General features: G+C 71.1%; 14 protein-coding genes. 11 read left to right on the top strand and 3 right to left on the bottom strand.

The window, feature by feature from the left end:
* The first annotated feature begins 20 nt into the window (after positions 1 to 20).
* Positions 21 to 1064, top strand: a complete 1044-nt coding sequence (locus tag O7614_RS30555) for a hypothetical protein (RefSeq protein ID WP_278141821.1) — start codon at positions 21 to 23, stop codon at positions 1062 to 1064.
* Between the two features lie 78 nt (positions 1065 to 1142).
* Here O7614_RS30555 and O7614_RS30550 read toward each other — a convergent pair whose 3' ends face one another.
* Positions 1143 to 3521, bottom strand: a complete 2379-nt coding sequence (locus tag O7614_RS30550; protein WP_278142431.1) for a M28 family peptidase — start codon at positions 3519 to 3521, stop codon at positions 1143 to 1145.
* A gap of 345 nt (positions 3522 to 3866) precedes the next feature.
* On the opposite strand from O7614_RS30550, the gene O7614_RS30545 reads away from it, so the two are divergent.
* From O7614_RS30545 to O7614_RS30515, 7 genes are all read left to right on the top strand, one after another.
* Positions 3867 to 5066 carry a fused response regulator/phosphatase gene (locus tag O7614_RS30545; protein ID WP_278141820.1) on the top strand — a complete coding sequence of 400 codons (1200 nt, stop codon included), beginning with the start codon at positions 3867 to 3869 and terminating at the stop codon, positions 5064 to 5066.
* Positions 5063 to 6796: a sensor histidine kinase gene (locus O7614_RS30540; protein WP_278141819.1), complete on the top strand. Its 1734-nt coding sequence runs from the start codon at positions 5063 to 5065 to the stop codon at positions 6794 to 6796. The genes O7614_RS30545 and O7614_RS30540 overlap by 4 nt, the downstream gene beginning before the upstream one ends.
* A complete protein-coding gene (locus tag O7614_RS30535) occupies positions 6793 to 7245 on the top strand; it encodes a response regulator (protein ID WP_278141818.1) in 453 nt (150 codons plus the stop codon). The genes O7614_RS30540 and O7614_RS30535 overlap by 4 nt, the downstream gene beginning before the upstream one ends.
* Positions 7238 to 8047: an inositol monophosphatase gene (locus tag O7614_RS30530; RefSeq protein WP_278141817.1), complete on the top strand. Its 810-nt coding sequence runs from the start codon at positions 7238 to 7240 to the stop codon at positions 8045 to 8047. Before O7614_RS30535 ends, O7614_RS30530 begins: the two co-directional genes overlap by 8 nt.
* A 237-nt stretch (positions 8048 to 8284) precedes the next feature.
* Positions 8285 to 9259 (top strand): hypothetical protein, encoded by a 975-nt coding sequence (locus tag O7614_RS30525; protein WP_278142430.1) that lies wholly within the window; start codon positions 8285 to 8287, stop codon positions 9257 to 9259.
* 36 nt (positions 9260 to 9295) lie between these two features.
* Complete coding sequence (locus O7614_RS30520; protein ID WP_278141815.1) at positions 9296 to 10858, top strand: fused MFS/spermidine synthase; 1563 nt, start codon at positions 9296 to 9298, stop codon at positions 10856 to 10858.
* A gap of 71 nt (positions 10859 to 10929) precedes the next feature.
* Positions 10930 to 12573 carry a serine/threonine-protein kinase gene (locus tag O7614_RS30515; RefSeq protein WP_278141814.1) on the top strand — a complete coding sequence of 548 codons (1644 nt, stop codon included), beginning with the start codon at positions 10930 to 10932 and terminating at the stop codon, positions 12571 to 12573.
* Positions 12574 to 12611: 38 nt separating this feature from the next.
* Here the strand turns inward: O7614_RS30515 and O7614_RS30510 are convergent, their stop codons facing one another.
* Both O7614_RS30510 and O7614_RS30505 read right to left on the bottom strand, forming a co-directional pair.
* A complete protein-coding gene (locus O7614_RS30510; RefSeq protein WP_278141813.1) occupies positions 12612 to 13280 on the bottom strand; it encodes a TrkA family potassium uptake protein in 669 nt (222 codons plus the stop codon).
* 17 nt (positions 13281 to 13297) lie between these two features.
* Positions 13298 to 14632: a potassium transporter TrkG gene (locus O7614_RS30505; RefSeq protein WP_278141812.1), complete on the bottom strand. Its 1335-nt coding sequence runs from the start codon at positions 14630 to 14632 to the stop codon at positions 13298 to 13300.
* Positions 14633 to 14774: 142 nt separating this feature from the next.
* Here O7614_RS30505 and O7614_RS30500 point away from each other — a divergent pair, with 142 nt between their 5' ends.
* The 3 genes from O7614_RS30500 to O7614_RS30490 all read left to right on the top strand — a co-directional run bounded on the left by O7614_RS30500 (position 14775) and on the right by O7614_RS30490 (position 18330).
* Positions 14775 to 15887 carry a glycerophosphodiester phosphodiesterase gene (locus O7614_RS30500; RefSeq protein ID WP_278141811.1) on the top strand — a complete coding sequence of 371 codons (1113 nt, stop codon included), beginning with the start codon at positions 14775 to 14777 and terminating at the stop codon, positions 15885 to 15887.
* A gap of 496 nt (positions 15888 to 16383) precedes the next feature.
* Complete coding sequence (locus O7614_RS30495) at positions 16384 to 17583, top strand: substrate-binding domain-containing protein (RefSeq protein WP_278141810.1); 1200 nt, start codon at positions 16384 to 16386, stop codon at positions 17581 to 17583.
* A 3-nt stretch (positions 17584 to 17586) separates the two neighbouring features.
* Positions 17587 to 18330, top strand: a complete 744-nt coding sequence (locus tag O7614_RS30490; protein WP_278141809.1) for an ABC transporter ATP-binding protein — start codon at positions 17587 to 17589, stop codon at positions 18328 to 18330.
* Positions 18331 to 18334: the final 4 nt, after the last annotated feature.

Here is an 18334-nt window from a genome sequence, read left to right as displayed (position 1 = left end):
CCGGCGCTACTCTCTCCCTCATGGAGACCCGAGCCAACCGTCGCCGTGCACGAGAGGTGCGATTTCAGCCGCGGAAGGGCGACACCTACCGGGATGTGGTTGGCGATTCGGTGGACCTCGGGTCAGGTGTGGAAAGCGCCCGTGACGTTGGGATTCTGCTGTCGCGTGAGAACGCCGAACTGCGTAAGCGGCCCATCCGGGCCATTGTTCAGTCGCCCGACTACAAGCTTCCTCGTGACCTGAAGACGTGGTCGCTTGACTTCCTGACGCATCGTTCGAGGACGGGGAAGATCTATAACGACAGTGTGCTCTGTCTGGCTGCGGACCTGTTGAGCGAGGATGTCGTCAAGCTGAGGGCGGGCCACTATTTCGATTTCATGTGCAGCAACTTGCTCGCCCCGTTGGACATCTGGGAGGTGGGGCGGAAGAGCCCAGCGCTTCGAGGAAGGGACCTCATCCTCGACTCGGACGGCCGGCTGATCTCCTTCAAACGCAGTCGTCTCGCGAACCTGGTCGGTGTGTCGACGCTGGCCTTCACCACAGACGGACAGTTGCTCGTGGTCGCGCAAACCGAGGACAACATCGGCAGTCCCGGATTGCTTGCCCCGTCCGGCTCAGGCGCACTGGAACCGAGGGACGTGCCTCGGAACCCGGCGGACTGGACGATTCAGAGGATCGTCATAAACGGAGCCGAACGCGAGCTGCGGGAAGAGTGCCACCTGGTAGAACGCGAGATAACAGACAGCTCCCTAATTGGTCACGGCCGCTGGATCAGCCGGGGAGCCATGCCCGAGTTCTGCGCCGTGACTCTGCTGAACCTTACCGGTGATCAGGTGCTCGATCGGTCACCGCGGCGAGTGGAGCGCTCCTACGTACACGAATTCATGCCCGTCGGCCTGGCGCCCCGGCGGCTCTGGGATCCCAGTCGACCGCTTGACATGCTCCTTCAGCATCGACAGGCGGTTTCCTGGCCGCTGGCACTTGGGCTCGCCTGCCTGGCGGAGTGCATCGCGGACGAGTCATGGCCTATGCGCAATGAATTGTTGGCGCGCCTGGAGGGGTAGTTCGCCGCATCTCGGTCGCTACGAATAGTTCGGTGGTCCGGCGGAGCGAATTGTTGCGCCGGACCACCGTTCTCTGCGTCAGACGGGGTAGGTGCGGGCGACCGCCAACATCTCCGAGCTGTGCGACCCCACGACGCCGACGGCGGGTGGCCGGGGGCGGAAGCCGGGCAGCGCGTCCAGGCCGTCACTGGCGTCCATAACCCGCAGCGCGACCGGGCCGTCAGCGGGGCTCGGGTACATGGTCAGCGTGATCTCGACCCCCTCCGCTGGCGGCGCGTGGAACACCACGCCGAAGCCCCAGGGCTTCTGAGTCGCCGTCCGGGCAACATCGAACTGTCGTCCGTTCACCGTCGCCGACGTCACCGCCGTCGGTCCGTTCACATGCAGCGTGAGCAGGCGGACCGGGCGCTGCGGGAGGACACGCACCCGCACCAGCCGTTCGTCACCGGAGCGGGTGTCGGAGAGCACCTCCAGCTTCGGGGCGGGCAGGTTCGCCGCCTGCGCCGGCCCGGCCCGCAGCTCACCGTCGCCGAGTCCGGGGAAGTCGTCGCCGACGTCGGTCGTCCCGTCCACGTAGCCGTCCGTCCACGGCTGCGGGTCACTCTCGTGGCTGAGCCAACGGGCCTGACCGGTGCCGGCGTCCATCGCGTACATCAGGTGGGTGGGCGCTGGGTGCGCGGCGTCGAAGCGGTCGACGGCCAGCCCGACCCCGGCGAGCACCACCGCCGCCACGGCGGCGGCCCCGGCCGGGAGCGCACCGAGCCGCCGGGCCCGCAGCGCCAGCAGCCCGCGCTGGCCACCGGCCTGCGGGTGCAGCAGGTCGACCACCGGCAGGGCGGTCAGGCCGAGCAGCACCGCGACCAGCGCGGCCACCCCGCCCATGCCCATCCCCAGCGCGGGGAAGAGCAGCACCACGGTGGGCAGCAGGATGACCACACCGACGGCCGCGGCGGCGGTCACCGCCACCACCGGCCACGGTCCGGTCTGCCGGGTACGCAGCGCGACCAGCCCGCCGAGGGCGCCGGCCAGCGCCGGCAGTGTGGTGAGGTACGCCCCTCCCGGCACCGCCACGGCGAGCAGCACCCCGAGCAGCGCCAGCCAGGCCAGACCGCCGACGGCGAGCGCGGCCGGGCCGATCCGGCGGCGGGTCAGCGCGTACCAGGTGAACAGGATGGCGGCGGCGAGCGCCAGGACGGCCAGCCGGTACCAGATCGGTCGGTACGGGTCGAGCAGTTCGGCGTACCCCGGTCGGATCGTGGTGATCGCCAGCCAGAGCAGTTGGGCGGCGACCGGCGCGGCGACGATCGGCACCAGGGCCAGCGCGAAGCCGGCGGCCAGCCGACCGATGCTGGCCCGGCCACTGCGCCGGGTCAGCCAGCCCAGGGCCGCCACCGCGATCACCGCGAGCAGGGCCAGCGGCAGGGTGAGCGTGCCCGGGTAGCGGACCAGGCCACCGGGGACCGGGAAGTAGGTCGCGTCGTGTCCGGAGCGCAGGTCGGTCAGGTCGACCGCACCGAACTCCCGAGCGAGACCCAGCGCGTTGTCCCCGTGCTGTTGGAGGCTGCCCCGGTCCATCGCTGCCGGAGTGTCCAGCGGTGTGTGGTAGATCGCACCGCCGTCGATGTACGCCGAGTTCAGCCCGACGAACTTCTGGTCCAGGAAGGCGGTGAAGTCGGTGTCGTTGGGCAGCGCGCGGTAGATCTCCACCGCGAACGAGGTGCCGACCGGATGCGGGGCGGCCCGGCCGAAGACGTCGACCAGCTTCGCGTTGTTCCGGGACGTCTCGAACATGATCACCGGGCCGGTGGAGCCCCGGGCCTCCAGGTTCAGCACCACTCCGCCGTCGGCGGCCAGCGGGTGACTGGCGGCGAACGCCGACGCGCCGCACAGGCACGCCTCCTCGGCGTCGGTCAGCACGAAGACGATGTCGTTGCGCGGGCGAGGGCCGGTGCTGAGCGCGCGGGCCACCTCCAGGATGGCCGAGGTGCCGGCGGCGTCGTCGTTGCCGCCCGGCCCGGTCTGTACCGAGTCGTAGTGGGCGACCAGGAATATCCGGCCCGTCGACGCGGTGCCGGGCAGCCGGGCCACCACGTTGCGCACGCGGGCCAGTGTCGTCCCGCCCGCCGCCCCGCTGAGCTGGCCGGCCTCCGGTGCCACCGTGTCCTGCACCTCGGTCTCCAGGCCCAGCCCGCGCAACTGCTGCTCGAGGTGCGCGCGCACCTGGTCGTTGGCCGCGCTGCCGGCGACGTGCGTCCGGGCCGCGATCACCTGGACGTCCGCGTACGCCCGGCCGGCGCTGAACTCACCAGCCGGCGCGTCCGCCGGCTTCGGCGCCGGGGTGCGCAGGTCGAGCAGGCTGCCGGCACCGACGGCGGCCAGCGCGACCAGCGCCGCCGCGGCGGCCACGAGCCGCCGGTGAGGTCTGGCCAGGGCACGGTCGGCCGGGGGTACGCCCAAAGTCGGGCCGGGCGGCGTGCCCGTCGTGACCGGGGTGGTGGGTGCGCCCACGGGAACTCCTCGGGGGTGGTGGGGCCTGGGGTGGCACCATCCTGCCCCTCGGCGCGTGCCGAAGGGATGGCCGGTACGCCCTACCTCGACCGCCGCCCGGTTCGTCATCGGGTGGGCAGTGACGAGGCCCATCCCCCTCCCCGCCCGCGCCGGAGGCACCGTGTTGTGTGCGACCGTTGTCTAATACAGGATCAGCAGGGCACTCGGAAGGAGCCCGACATCACCAGCGAACTCCCGCGCCTCGCGGCGGTGACCCGGCCGAACCGGGGACCCGGTCTGACCGGTTCCCCCGTCGTGCCGTACCCGCACGGCGGCCTGGCGCGGCACGCCAACCTGCCACCGGGAGAGCGGTTGCGGGTGCTGCTGGTGGAGGACGACGAGGGCGACGCGTTCCTGGTCGCCGAGTTGCTCGCCGAGACGAACTCGATGATCGACCTGCTGGTCGCCACCAGCCTCCGGGAGGCGCGGCAGCGGATCGGCGACGTGGACTGTGTCCTGCTCGACCTGGGCCTGCCCGACGCGCAGGGGCTGGACGGGCTGCGCCAGGTGCTGGAGATGTCGAGCGGCGCTGCGGTCTGTGTGCTCACCGGCCGCTCGGACGAGCACCTGGGCGTCGTAGCGGTCGCCGAGGGTGCGCAGGACTACCTGGTCAAGGGCCAGGTCGACGGGGTGTTGCTGACCCGGGCGCTGCGCTACGCGGTGGAGCGCAAGCGCGCCGACGAGAACGCCCGCCGGTTGCGCGAGGTCGAGCTGCGTCAGGCCGAGTCGGCCCGCCTCGAACGCGGCCTGCTGCCGCAGCCGCTGATGACGACCGATCAGGTGGCGGTGCACACCTTCTACCGGCCCGGCCGGCACGCCGCGCTGATCGGCGGGGACTTCTTCGACGTGGTGCAGACCCGCCCGGACCGCCTCGACCTGATCGTCGGCGACGTCTGCGGGCACGGGGTGGACGAGGCCGCACTCGGTGTCGAGCTGCGGGTGGCCTGGCGGGCCCTCGTGCTCGCCGGAGTGCCGGACGACGAGGTGCTGCCCGCGCTGGAGCAGGTGCTGATGAGCGAGCGCCGCCTCCAGGAGATCTTCGCTACGGTGGCCACCGTCAGACTCGACCTGGACGCCAACCGGGCCACCGTCCGACTCGCCGGGCATCCGCCACCGCTGTTGCTCTCCGGTGGCCGGGTCACCCCGGTGCCCGCACCCGGCGGCCGACTGCTGGGCGTACGACCCCGCCGGCCGATCGCCTACGACGTGGAGTTCGACAACGATGACTGGTCCCTGCTGATGTACACCGACGGCCTCATCGAGGGGCGGGTGGGCGAGGGCAACGAACGCCTCGACGTACCGGGGTTGACCGGGCTCCTCGACGAGCCGGCCAACCGGTCGGTGTCGCTGCCCGAGTTGCCGGCCTGGCTGGTCGGTCGGGCGGAGCGGCTCAACGGCGGCGCGCTCTCCGACGACGTGGCCATGCTGCTGGTCAGCCGGGGTGGTGGCCGGTGAAGCCAGTGGTCGGCGGCTGGAGCCTGCGCCGCCGGGTCGTCACCCTGCTCACCGTCGTGGGCATCCTGTTGATCGGCCTGGCCGGGGCGGAGGCGGCGATGGCCGCCCGTAATCGCACCCAGATCGACGCCGTCCTGAACCAGACCGGCCCGCTGCGGGTGCAGTCGCAGGAACTGCTCAACGCCCTGCTCGACCAGGAGACGGCAGTCCGTGGGTACGCGGTCAGCGGTAAGCCGGCCGACCTGGGCCCGTACCGGGACGGGCTCGCGCAGGAGCAGAGCGTCGTCGCCTCGATGCGGTCGCTGCTCCACGACTATCCGCAGATCGGCCAGGAGATGCGGATAGTCGAGGAACGCGCCGCGCAGTGGCGGCAGTCCGTGGCCGAGCCGGTGATCACCACCACCGAGCAGAGCGGCACCCGCGCGGGGCAGGCGTTGATCACCGACCAGACCCGGCAACAGTTCGACCAGCTTCGCGCGGCGGTGGATGACCTCCAGGAGGAGATCCTCGCCGCGCGGGAGCAGGCCGCCACCAACGTGCGTACCAGCAGCAACGTGCTGGTCGTCCTGCTGATCGTCGCCGCCCTGGTGGTGGTCGTGGCCGGCGCGGTGCTGCTGGTCTCGCTGGACCGGATGGTGGTCCGGCCACTGACCGGCCTGGCCGACCAGGTCCGTGAGGTCGCCGAGGGCGACTACCAGCACCGCATCGCCACCGTCGGCCCGCCGGAGTTCATCCGGCTCGGCGACGACGTGGACGCGATGCGCCAGAAGATCGCCGCCGATCTGGCCGAGGTGCGTGGTGCCCGCGAGCGCATCGAGTGGGTCAACAGCCAGCTCCAGAAGCAGGCCGAGGAGCTGACCCGGTCCAACCGTGACCTGGAGCAGTTCGCGTACGTGGCCTCGCACGACCTGCAGGAGCCGCTGCGCAAGGTGGCCAGCTTCTGCCAACTGCTGCAGCGCCGCTACGCCGGGCAGTTGGACGAGCGGGCCGACCAGTACATCGCGTTCGCGGTGGACGGCGCTCAGCGGATGCAGCGTCTGATCAACGACCTGCTCGCGTTCTCCCGGATCGGCCGGCTCACCACCGGCTTCGTCGAGGTCGACCTGAACAAGGTGATGGGCGACGTGGCCGGTCAGACCGAGGCCGCCCGGCAGTACGCCGATGCCGAGCTGACCTGGACCGAACTGCCGGTGATCTCGGGTGAGGAACCGCTGCTCACCAACCTGTTGGCGAACCTGGTCAGCAACTCGATCAAGTTCCGGCGGGCGGACGTGCCGCCCAAGGTGCACATCTCGGCCCGTCTGGTGGGCACCGAGTGGGAGATCAGCTGCGAGGACAACGGCATCGGCATCGAGCCGGAGTTCGCCGACAAGATCTTCGTGATCTTCCAGCGTCTGCACTCGAAGGACGCGTACCCCGGCACCGGCATCGGGCTGGCCATCGTCAAGAAGATCGTCGAGTACCACGGCGGCCGGGTCTGGGTGGACACCGACGTGGCAGAGGGCACCGCGATCCGCTTCACACTGCCGGCCCTTCCGGCGGACGTGGAGTCGGCTGCCGTCGTCGACTCGCCGGAACAGCCGGCGGCTCTTTCCGCGGGCGACACGACGCCCCCGGACGAGGCTCGGGCAGCGCCGGCCGAGCAGTCCGGCGGGTCGGACCGACCGGACCGGGCCGACGCGGCGTCGGGAAGCGGTAGAACGGGTGACATGAGGGAGACGGTGGGATGACCGCGCCGGCGGATGGCAAGAGCCCGATCGAGGTCCTGCTCGTCGAGGACGATCCGGGTGACGTGTTGATGACCCAGGAGGCGTTCGAGGAGCACAAGCTGCGCAACCGGCTGACCGTCGTCTCCGACGGCGCCGAGGCGCTCGCCTACCTGCGGCAGGAGGGCCAGTACGCCGACGCGGTGGCGCCGGACCTGATCCTGCTCGACCTCAACCTGCCCCGCCGGGACGGCCGGGAGGTGCTGGAAGAGATCAAGAAGGACGAGGAGCTGCGTCGGATCCCGGTGGTCGTGCTGACCACCTCGCAGGCCGACGAGGACATCCTGCGCAGCTACCAGCTGCACGCCAACGCCTACGTGACCAAGCCGGTGGACTTCGAGCGCTTCATCTCGGTGGTCCGCCAGATCGACGAGTTCTTCGTCAGCGTGGTCAAGCTGCCGCCGCGTGGCTGACACCCTGCTCGACGATGTTGGCGACCTCCTCCGCGAGGCCGCCGACCAGGTCGTGGTGCCCCTGTTCCGCAAGCTCGACGACGAGGACGTGTCGGAGAAGGCACCCGGTGAGGTGGTCACCGTCGCCGACCGCCGGGCCGAGGAGTTGCTGTCGGCGGGGTTGCGCCGGCTGCGGCCGGGCTCGATGGTGGTCGGCGAGGAGGGCGTCGCCGACGACCCGGGGCTGCTGCGGCACCTGAGCGACGGCGGGGACGTCTGGTTGGTCGACCCGGTCGACGGCACCGCCAACTTCGCGGCCGGTCGCCGGCCGTTCGCCCTGATGGTGTCGCTGCTGACCGACGGACGACCGGCCGCCGGCTGGATCCTCGACCCGCTCGCCGACACCCTCGCCGTCGGGTCTGCCGACGACGGCACCCTGCTCAACGGCCGGCCGGTGGACCGCACCGCCACGCCTCCGCCGCTCGGCGAGCTGCGCGGGGCGGCGATGACCCGGTTCCTGCCGCCGGAGACCCGGGACCGGGTCCGCGCCGGCGGCCGGCAACTCGGTGAGCTGCTGCCCGGCCAGCACTGCGCCGGCCGCGAGTATCTGGACATCCTCACCGGCGAGCAGCAGTTCGTCCTGTTCTGGCGCACCCTGCCGTGGGACCATGCCCCGGGCACCCTGCTGGTCCGCGCCGCCGGTGGCGTCGCCCGCCGGTTCGACGGGGCCGACTACCACCCGGCCGACGACGGCCGTGGTCTGCTCGTCGCCGCCAACGAGCAGGTCTGGGCCGAGGTACGCGACGCCCTCCTCGACAGCTGATCGGCGCACTGCGCGACGGCGCTGGAACGCTGCGTCGACATCTGGGCGGCCCGGTGGTCAGGGGGCTGGTCAGCAGGCCGCCGTCCGGTATCGTGACCGGCGGTCTCCCGCCAGCAGGCCGCCGACCGGCGCCGGCGGGGACGCCGCCGCGCAGTTGGTTCACCGGGGGCCGGCGGTCGACGGAAGGACGCTTGCGTGCCCAGGACCAGGCTTCGCCCGCGGCTCGGTCGCCGCGCCCTGTTCGCTCTGCTCGCCACCGCCGCGCTGGTGCTCGGGGGCGCCGCCGTGCCCGCGTACGCGGAGCCGGGCGAGGGTGGCAGCAAGAAGCTCCAGGACGCGTTGGAGTTGACCGCCAAGGGGCACATCGAGGCGAAGGCCAAACTGGACAACTCCAAGCGTCGCCAGACGGCGCTGGCCGGTGAGCTGACCACGGTCGAGGGTCGACTGGTCGGGCTGACCGCCCAGGTGGGCGAGGTGGCCGCACAGTCGTACCGGGTCGGCCGGCTCACCCCGGCGACGATGTTGCTCAACACCAGCACCCCGCAGGCGTTCCTGGAACGCGTGAGCGACCTCGACATGATGGCCCAGCGCGATGCCAAGCGGCTGCGTGACCTCGTCGAGGCCAAGCAGCAGGCGCAGCAGGCCAAGCTCGCCATCGACACCGAGGTCCGCGAGCAGCAGAAGCAACTCGCCGTGATGGCGAAGAAGAAGAAGGAGGCCGAGGCCGCGCTCGCCGAGGTCAGCTCGGGCAGCAGCAGCGGTTTCAGTGGCGGCAGTTCCGCCTCGGCGACGCCGGCTCCGCGTAACTCGGACGGGTCCTGGCCGTCGGAGTCGTGTTCGGTGAAGGACCCGACCACGTCCGGCTGCATCACCCCGCGCACCCTGAACGCACTCAAGCAGACCCAGGCGGCCGGCTACAAGCGGCACGCCTCCTGCAAGCGCAGCGGTGGTGGCGGCGAGCACCCGAAGGGGCGGGCCTGCGACTTCTCGGCCGCCACGAACGGCTTCGAGGACAAGAACGCGACCGGCGGCGACAAGGCGTACGGGGACAGCCTGGCCGCCTGGCACGTGCGCAACGCCGACCGTCTGGGCGTGCTCTACGTGATCTGGTACCGGCAGATCTGGCATCCCGGCACCGGGTGGCGCTCGTACAGCGGCAGCGGCAGTCCCGCCGCGTCCCACACGAACCATGTTCATCTCTCGATGTACTGACCCGAAGTACCAGCTTCGCTGCGTACCATCGCGACGATGAGCTCTCCACCGCCCGACGTAGCGGCCCCGCCGTCGTCCCCGGCCTCGCCCGTTCCGGTCACCGGCCGGGCGTTGCCCAACGGCCTGGCCGCCTTTCTGGTCTTCTTCTCCAGCGGGGCCGTGCTGGTGCTGGAGACCGTCGCGCTGCGCCTGGTCGGCCCGTACGTCGGGGTGACCCTCCAGGTGACCAGCTCGGTGATCGGCATCGCGCTGGCCGCCATCGCGTACGGGGCGTGGTCGGGTGGCTGGCTGGCCGACCGGCGCAACCCGCGGGGTCTGCTGGCGCCGGCGCTGGTGCTGGCCGGCATCGCGACCGCGATCACCCTGCCGGTGGTCCGCTACGCCGGTGAAGTGCTGCGCGGCGGGGCGGCCAGCGGCATCCTGCTGCTGGTCGCGCTGGCCGTGTTCGTGCCGGCCGCGCTGCTGGCCGCGGTCACCCCGCTGGTCGTGAAACTCCAACTGGCCGACCTGCGCCGCACCGGCCAGGTGGTCGGTCGACTCTCCGGGATCGGCACCCTGGGTGGCATCACCGCCACCCTGCTCACCGGGTTCGTGCTGGTCGCCGCGCTGCGCAGCACTGTCATCCTGCTGACCCTCGCGGTGGCGCTCGGGCTGGTCGGCATCGGCCTCGGGTGGTATCTGCGGCGGCAGGAGCCCACCGAACTGCCCGGCCCGGCCCGGACCCGGGCCGCGTTGGCAGTCCTCGGCCTGCTCGGGGCCGGGCTGACCACGATCGCGCCGAACCCGTGCGACATCGAGACGGCGTACCACTGCGCCCGGGTCGTGTCCGACCCGGACCGGCCCACCGGGCGGACGCTGCTGCTCAACTCGGCCCAGCACTCGTACGTGGACCTCGCCGACCCGAAGCACCTGGAGTACGCGTACACGAAGTGGATCGGCGCGGTCGCCGACGTCGCCGCACCCGCCGGGAAGCGGCTCGACGCGCTGCACCTGGGCGGCGGCGGGTTCACGATTCCGGTCTACCTCACCGCCACCCGGCCGGGCACCGAGAACGTGGTGTTCGAGATCGACGGCGGCCTGGTCGAGCTGGGTGAACAGGAGTTGGGCGTACGCACCGGGCCGGAGCTGCGGGCGGTGGTGGGTGACGCCCGGATGCTGGTCGCCGGCGAGCCGACGGACAGCCGGGACCTGGTCGTCGGTGACGCGTTCGGTCACCTGGTGGTGCCGTGGCACCTGTCCACCCGGGAGATGGCGGCCGAGGTGCGACGGGTGACCCGCCCCGGCGGCGTGTACGTGCAGAACGTCATCGACTACCCGCCGCTGCGGTTCATTCGCGCCGAGCTGGCCACGGTGGCGGCCGAGTTCCGGCACGTGGCGTTGATCGCGCCGCCGGAGGCCCTCGCCGAGCAGCAGGGTTCCAACTTCCTCATCGTCGGCTCGGACACGCCGCTGCCGCTGGACGCCGTCCGCGCCCGGCTGAACGAGGTGGACCCCAAGGTCAGCCTGCTCTCCGGTGTGGAGCTCACAGATTTCGTCAGCTCGGCGATGGTGCTGACCGACGACTACGCCCCGGTGGACCAGCTCCTGGCCACCGCCTGATCGGGTGACTTTCCTGACCGATTCCGATCCAACAGGTGTAGGTGTGTCGTGCCTGGGCAACAACGGCCACCATGGGCGGTGGGGACCGGAAGAACGCGCAACTCCTCGATGAGCGGTACCGGCTCGTCGAGCAACTCGGCGCGGGCGGCATGTCGGTGGTCTGGCGGGGCTACGACGAGGTGTTGGGCCGCCAGGTCGCAGTGAAGGTGCTCGCCTCCCGGCTCGCCAGCGACCGGGCCTTCCGGCACCGGATCCGGGTGGAGGCGCAGGCCGCCGCACGGCTCTGCCACCCCAACATCACCAACGTGTACGACTACGGCGAGTCCGAGCAGGTCGGCCTGACCGTGCCGTACGTGGTGATGGAGCTGGTCGACGGCGCTTCGTTGGCCAGTCGGCTGGGCCGGGAGGGCCGGCTGCCGTGGCGGGAGGCGGTGACCATCGGCGCCGAGGTCAGCTCCGCGCTGGCCACCGCACACGCGCGTGGTGTGGTGCACCGTGACGTCACCCCCGGCAACGTGATGCTCACCCCGACCGGGGTGAAGGTCGTCGATTTCGGCATCTCCGCGCTGGTGGGGGAGAGCGAGAAGGGGCCGGACGGCGCGTTGCTCGGCACCCCCGCCTACCTCGCTCCGGAGCGGCTGGACAACGGCCAGGTCTCCCCGGCCACCGACGTGTACGCCGTCGGGCTGCTGCTCTACCGGATGCTCACCGGCCGATTGCCCTGGCAGGCCAGCACGACCACGCAGATGCTGCGCGCGCACATGTACAACGACCCGGACCCGATGCCGCCGGTGCCCGGCCTGCCCGACGGGGTGACCGACCTGGTGCGGCGCTGCCTGGCCAAGCGGCCCGGTGACCGTCCGGCGACCGCCGAACTGGCCCGGACGCTCGCCGAGGCGGCCGGGATGCTCGCCGCCGTTCCGGTCTCGCCGGCCGCCGGGTCACTGGACCCAGCCGCGCTGGCCAATGCCGGCACCACCATCCTGCCCTGGTCCGCGGCGACCGACGCGCTGCCGCTGTCCCGCACCCGTAACCGGAGCCGGCGGACGGACCGGCGTCGCCGGCGGGTGGAGGCCGGGGTGGCCGCCGTCGGCCTGATCGCGGTCACCGGGGCGATGTGGGGATTCACCTCGCGCAGCCCGGCCAGCGGGGAGGACCGGCCGACCACCGAGGCCCGGATGGGCCTGCCGCCGGCCGCGACCTGCGACGTGACGTACGCGCTGCGCGCCGACACCGGCAAGGAGTTCGCCGCCGAGCTGACCCTGACCAACAGCGGGAAGCAGGAACTGCGGGATTGGACGATGAGCTTCACGTTCCCCGGTCAGCAGACCGTGACGAAGGCCGAGCCGACGTCGGTGCAGCAGCAGGGCAGCTCGGTGCTGATCCGACCCGCGGCCGCGCGCACCACCCTGGCACCCGGTGCCGCCGAGAAGCTCACCCTGTCCGGGACGTACAGCGGGGCCAACCCCCTGCCGGTGGAGTTCCGGCTCGGCGACGTGACCTGCGGGGTACGCGTCTCCGGGGTCGCCGGTAGCGTGCCGTCCACCGCGCCGGCGAGCACCGCGACCGCCACGAAGAAGGCCCCGCCGAAGAAGGCGACGACCCCCAGTGGCTCCGGCGGTGGCGGTGCCCAGAAGGCGAAGCCGCCGAAGCCCGCGAAGGGGCCCGCGAAGCCCGGCGACGCCAAGGGCCCGGGTGGTCCGGGAAAAGGGTGAAGGCCCCCGCGGGGCCTGGTGGGCCGAAGAGGTGACGGTCAGCGTCGTTCGGCGAATCGTTGGACCTGGTCGATCCCACCCTCCACGACCAGCACTCCGCCGTGGGTGAGGGCCGTGTCGTCCGAGGCGTAGCGGAAACGCTCACCGGGCACCTTGGCGCCGATCACCCGGACCCCGGATCGCTCGTCCGGGCGCAGGTCGAGCAGGGTGCGCCCGACGAGTGACTCCGGGACCCGGACGGTGGCGATCGCGAAGTCGTCGTCGAACTCGACGAAATCCAGCAGCCGGCTGACGATCAGGTGCGCGACCCGGTCACCGGTCTCCGCCTCCGGGAAGATCACGTGGTGCGCGCCCACCGACGACAGGATCTTGGCGTGTTTCTGCGAGGTGGCCCGCGCCCAGATCTGCGGCACACCCAACTCGACCAACGCCAGCACGGTGAGGACACTCGCCTCCACCGACGCCCCGATGGCCACCACCGCCCGGGCGAAACTGGCGACGCCGAGCTGACGTAGCGCCCCCTCCTCGGTCGAGTCGGCCTGGACCACCCGGTCGAGTTGGTCGGAGAAGCGCTGAACCTGGTCCGGATTGCGGTCGACGGCCAGCACCTCGCGGTCCATCCGGCTGAGCGACGCGGCCAGGTGGCAGCCGAAGCGGCCCAACCCGATCACCACGATGCCGCCGCCGTCCGATCGTCTCGCGGCCACCTCGACCCTCCTCGTTGCTAGCCGACAATTGGTTGTTCCTGGGGGTAGCGGTAGAGCCTGCGCCGGGTGTTCAGGGCGATCGCCGACCCCAGGGTGAGCGGCCCGACCCGGCCGACGAACATCAGCGCGGTGAGCACCAGTTGCCCGCTGGCCGGCAGTTCGGCGGCGAGGCCGACGGTGAGCCCGGTGGTGCTGAACACGGAGGTGACCTCGAACAGGGCCGCGACGAACCGCACGCCCTCGGTGAGCAGCAACAGGAGCATGGTCCCGGCCGTGACCAGTGCGACACTGAGCAGAGCCACGGTGACCGCCTGTCGCTGGCTGGCGGTGGCCACCCTTCGGTGCCCGACCGTCACGTCCGGCTCGCCGCGCAACTCCGCCCAGATGGTGAACCCGAGCAGGAAGAACGTGGACACCTTGATGCCCCCGGCCGTGCTGGCGCTGCCGCCGCCGATGAACATCAGCACGATCAGCAGCGGGTAGCTCTCCTCCTGGAGTTCGGCGATGTTCAGCACGTTGTAGCCGCCGGTGCGGCTCAACGCGATCTGGGTGAACGACGCGAGGACCTTGCCTGGGGCGTCGTACGAGCCGATGGTGCTGGCGTTGGTCCACTCGGCGGCGAGCAGGCCGGCGAAGCCCAGCAACAGCAGGGCGAGGCTGCCCCAGATGGTCAGCTTCGTGGCCACCACCCACCCCGCCGGCCTGCGCCACTCACGGGCGGCCTCGAACAGGGCGGGAAACCCGAGCCCTCCGACGATCCCCCCGAACGCCAGCGGCAGCGACACCCACGGATCGCGGGCGAAGGCCAGCAGGCCGTCGCTGTAGAGCGCGAATCCACAGTTGTTGAACGCCTGGACGGCGTGGAACCCCCCCGACCACAGGGCCCGCCCCGGCCCGTAGTCGTACGCCCACCAGAGCCGGCCGGCGACCAGCGCGGTCATCACCGCCTCGCAGGCGAAGACGGTCACCGCGATCCGACGCAGCAGGCGGGCCACGTCTCCGATCCCGAACTCCGCAGTCTCGGCCTGCACCAGCAGCCGGTTGCGCAGACCCAGTTGGCGTGAGACCACCAGGATGACCAGCGCCGCGGCGGTGAGGATGCCGAGACCGCCGAGCTGGGTGAGCAGGGTGATGACCACCAGGCCCGCGCCGGACCAGTAGTTGGGGGTGTCGTTGATCGCCAGTCCCGTCACCGACACCGCCGAGCTGGCGGTGAACAACGCGGTGACCAGGGGCGGGCGTTGGTGTTCGACGGTTGCCCAGCGCGCCATCAGCAACCCGGTGCCGAGCAGGATCGGCACCAGGAACCCCAGCGGCACCAGCCGCACGGGATTGCGGAGAAACCAGCGCACCAGACAATCTTCCTTTTCCGGGTGGGTGCGGGTGTGGGAACGCCCATTCCGGAGATTCACCTGCCGGTCAGTCGTCGACCAACTCCCGGTCAATCGCGGGCGGTCTGCTTTCTACGACACCCTTCGATGACAGGAGACGGCGTTGCGACGTACCCTCTCGACCCTCGGCGTGGCCGGCGCGTTGCTCGCCGCCGCCGTGGCCGTGCCCACCATGGCCGCCGCCGATCCCTCGACCGGCGCGGACCGCACCCGGGCGAACGACCGCCCGATCGTGATCGGTCACCGAGGTGCCAGTGGCTACCGGCCGGAGCACACCCTGGAGGCGTACCGGCTGGCGATCCGGATGGGCGCCGACTACGTCGAGCCGGACCTGGTGTCGACGTCCGACGGCGTGCTGGTCGCCCGACACGAGAACGAGATCTCCGGCACCACCGACGTGTCGACCCACCCGGAGTTCGCGGCCCGCAAGGCGACCAAGACCATCGACGGTGTCGCCGTGACCGGCTGGTTCACCGAGGACTTCACGCTGGCGGAGCTGAAGACGCTGCGCGCCAAGGAACGGCTGCCGCAGGTCCGGGTGGCGAACACCGCCTTCGACGGCCGCTTCGAGGTGCCCACCCTCCAGGAGGTCATCGACCTGGCCCGGACCGAGGGGCGGGCACGGGGCCGCACCATCGGCATCTACCCGGAGACGAAGCACCCGACCTACTTCGCGTCGATCGGCAAGCCGTTGGAGGAGCCGCTGCTGAAGGTGCTGCGGCAGAACAAGCTGGACCGCCGGAACTCGCCGGTCTTCATCCAGTCGTTCGAGACGGCGAACCTGCGCCGCCTGAGCCGGCTGACCGACGTGAAGCTGGTCCAACTGCTCGACGCCAGCGGCCGCCCGTACGACTTCACCGTGGCCGGTGACGCCCGCACGTACCAGGATCTGGCTACGCCGGCCGGGCTCAAGTGGATCGCCGGATACGCCGACGGCATCGGCGCGAACAAGAACCTGCTGGTGCCCCGGGACGCGGCCGGCAACCTGCTCGCCCCCACCAACGTGGTGCGCGACGCGCACCGCGAGCGGCTGCTCGTGCACTCCTGGACGTTCCGCGCGGAGAACCAGTTCCTCCCGGTGGACTTCCGGATCGGCACCGATCCCAACGCTCGCGGCGACATCACGGCCGAGTACGAACTCTTCCTCGGCCTGGGCCTGGACGGCGTCTTCAGCGACCACCCGGACACCGCCGTCGCCGCCCGCGCCGGCCTCTGACGCCTGTTGGGCGCTGACCCGCGCCCGCAGCTGACGCCGCGCACCGAACCTCGACCCGGCTGCTGACCCGCGCCGGGCCGACCACCGGGCCGATCACGTTCGGCCCACCCGCTGGCCCGTCGTCCGTCACCTCGGACGCCGGGCCAGCGGCCTTCCCACGGGGTGTCACCGCCGCAACATCGTGCGGGGCGAAGACGGCAGGGGGCAGCAACTTCCCTGTTGTTGCTGTCTTCGGGGGCGGCGGAAGCAGCAACGGACCCTGCGGGTGATCAGATCGGGGCGGATGGCGCGGGGCGACACACGCTTCGGGTGGTCCGTGGGGGTTCGGGCCATCGTGAGCACGGGCGTCCGGGCGGTAGGGCGGCCCCTTGTAACCCCCGGCCACCTCATTCCTGTTACTTGTGTGTTTCCGCCACATAGCTCGTGGGTGACGTCACTTCTAGCGTGAGCCGTCACGAAGAAGTTCTCTCCCTCCGAGTCCTCATGTGGAGTCGCAATGACGGTCCGGACGACGCGGCGGGTGTTCCTCTCCGCCGCCACGATGATGGCCGCGGCGCTGGCCGCCACGGCCTGTGGTAGCCCGCAGGACACCGCCACCGGCGGCGGCGACAGTGCCGCGCCGGTCAAGGTCGGCTTGGTGTATTCCCAGTCGGGTGCCCTGGCCAGTTACGGAAAGCAGTACATCGAGGGGTTCAAGGCCGGGCTCGACTTCGCCACGAAGGGCACCGGCAAGGTCGGTGACCGGAAGATCGAGTTGACCGAGGTCGACGACGCGGGTGACCCGGCCAAGGCGGTCTCCGCCGCGAAGGACCTGATCGGCAAGGGTACGAAGATCATCGCCGGTTCCACCGCCTCCGGGGTGGCGCTCCAGGTCGCGCCGATCGCGGCGCAGAACAAGGTCCTCTTCATCAGCGGACCCGCTGCCACCGACGCGGTGACCGGCGCGAACAAGTACACGTTCCGTTCCGGCCGGCAGTCTTACCAGGACGTGGTGACCGCCAAGTCGTTCATCGGCGACCCGGCCGGCAAGAAGGTCGTGGTCTTCGCTCAGGACGGCGCGTTCGGCGACGCCAACGAGGCGGCCGTCAAGGCCGTCATCGGTGGCGCGGGCGCCACCGTGAGCAGTGTCCGGGCCCCGGCCAGTGCCACCGAGTTCACCCCGTTCGCCAGCCAGATCAAGACCGCCAAGCCGGACCTGCTCTTCGTGGCCTGGGCCGGCACCACCGCCCCGGCCATGTGGCAGACCCTCGACCAGCAGGGCGTGCTCGCGTCCACCACGGTCGTCACCGGCCTGGACATCCGCGCCTCGTGGCCGACCTTCGGCGCCGCCGGCACCAAGATCTCCTTCCTGTCGCACTACTTCGACGGTGCCAGCGACACCGAGGCCAGCAAGGCGCTGAAGGCCACTGTCAACACCATCGACCTGTTCCACCCGGACGGCTTCGCCGCCGCGCAGATGGTGGTCCGGGCCGCGCAGGAGGGCGGGGACGACGTCGACAAGATGATCACCGCCCTGGAGGGCTGGAGCTTCGACGGGGTCAAGGGCAAGATGACCATCCGGGCCGCCGACCACGCGCTGCTTCAGCCGATGTTCCAGGCCAAGCTGACCGGCAGCGGTACCGAGTTCACGGCCACCGCGCAGAAGAGCCTCACCGGTGACGAGACCGCGCCACCGGCCGTGGCCATGAAGGGCTGACATATGCTCGCCACCCGCGGTCTGACCTGGCGGATCGGTGAGGTCGCCATCGTCGACAGCGTCTACCTCGACCTTGCGCCCGGGGAGTTCCTGGGCGTGATCGGGCCGAACGGCGCCGGCAAGACCTCACTGTTCAACCTGATCACTGGCCTGCGTCGGGCCACGGAGGGCCGGATAGTCCTGGACGGACAGGACATCGGGGCGCTTGCGCCGCACCGGCGGGCCCGCCTCGGGCTGGGCCGCACCTTCCAGGCGTCCTCGGTCTTCGGCTCGCTCAGCGTGCGGGAGAACGTCCGGCTCGCCGTGCAGGCGCACCGCGGGGGCTCGATGGCACTGTGGCGGCGGGCGGCGGCCGACCGGGAGGTCGCCGCCGCCGCCGACGCGGCGCTCGACCGGGTCGGTCTCGCCCACCGGGGTACGGCACTCGCCGGCACCCTGGCCCACGGCGAGAAGCGCAAGTTGGAGATCGCCCTGCTGCTCGCCGGTGAGCCTCGGGTGATGCTGTTGGACGAGCCGATGGCCGGGGTCAGCGCCGAGGACATCCCGGAACTGGTCGCCGTCATCAAGTCGCTGACCGGCGACAGCGGCCGGGCCGTGCTGATGGTCGAGCACCACATGGACGTCATCCTGGAGTTGGCCGACCGGATCGCCGTCATGCACCACGGCGCGCTGCTGGCCTGCGACACCCCGGAGACGGTGATGGCCAACCCCACTGTGCAAGAGGCCTACCTGGGGGAGTCGCTGTGAGCGC

It is taken from the genome of Micromonospora sp. WMMD961 (assembly GCF_029626145.1).
In the GTDB taxonomy this organism is placed as follows: domain Bacteria; phylum Actinomycetota; class Actinomycetes; order Mycobacteriales; family Micromonosporaceae; genus Micromonospora.
This window is presented reverse-complemented; position numbering and strand designations above follow the sequence as displayed.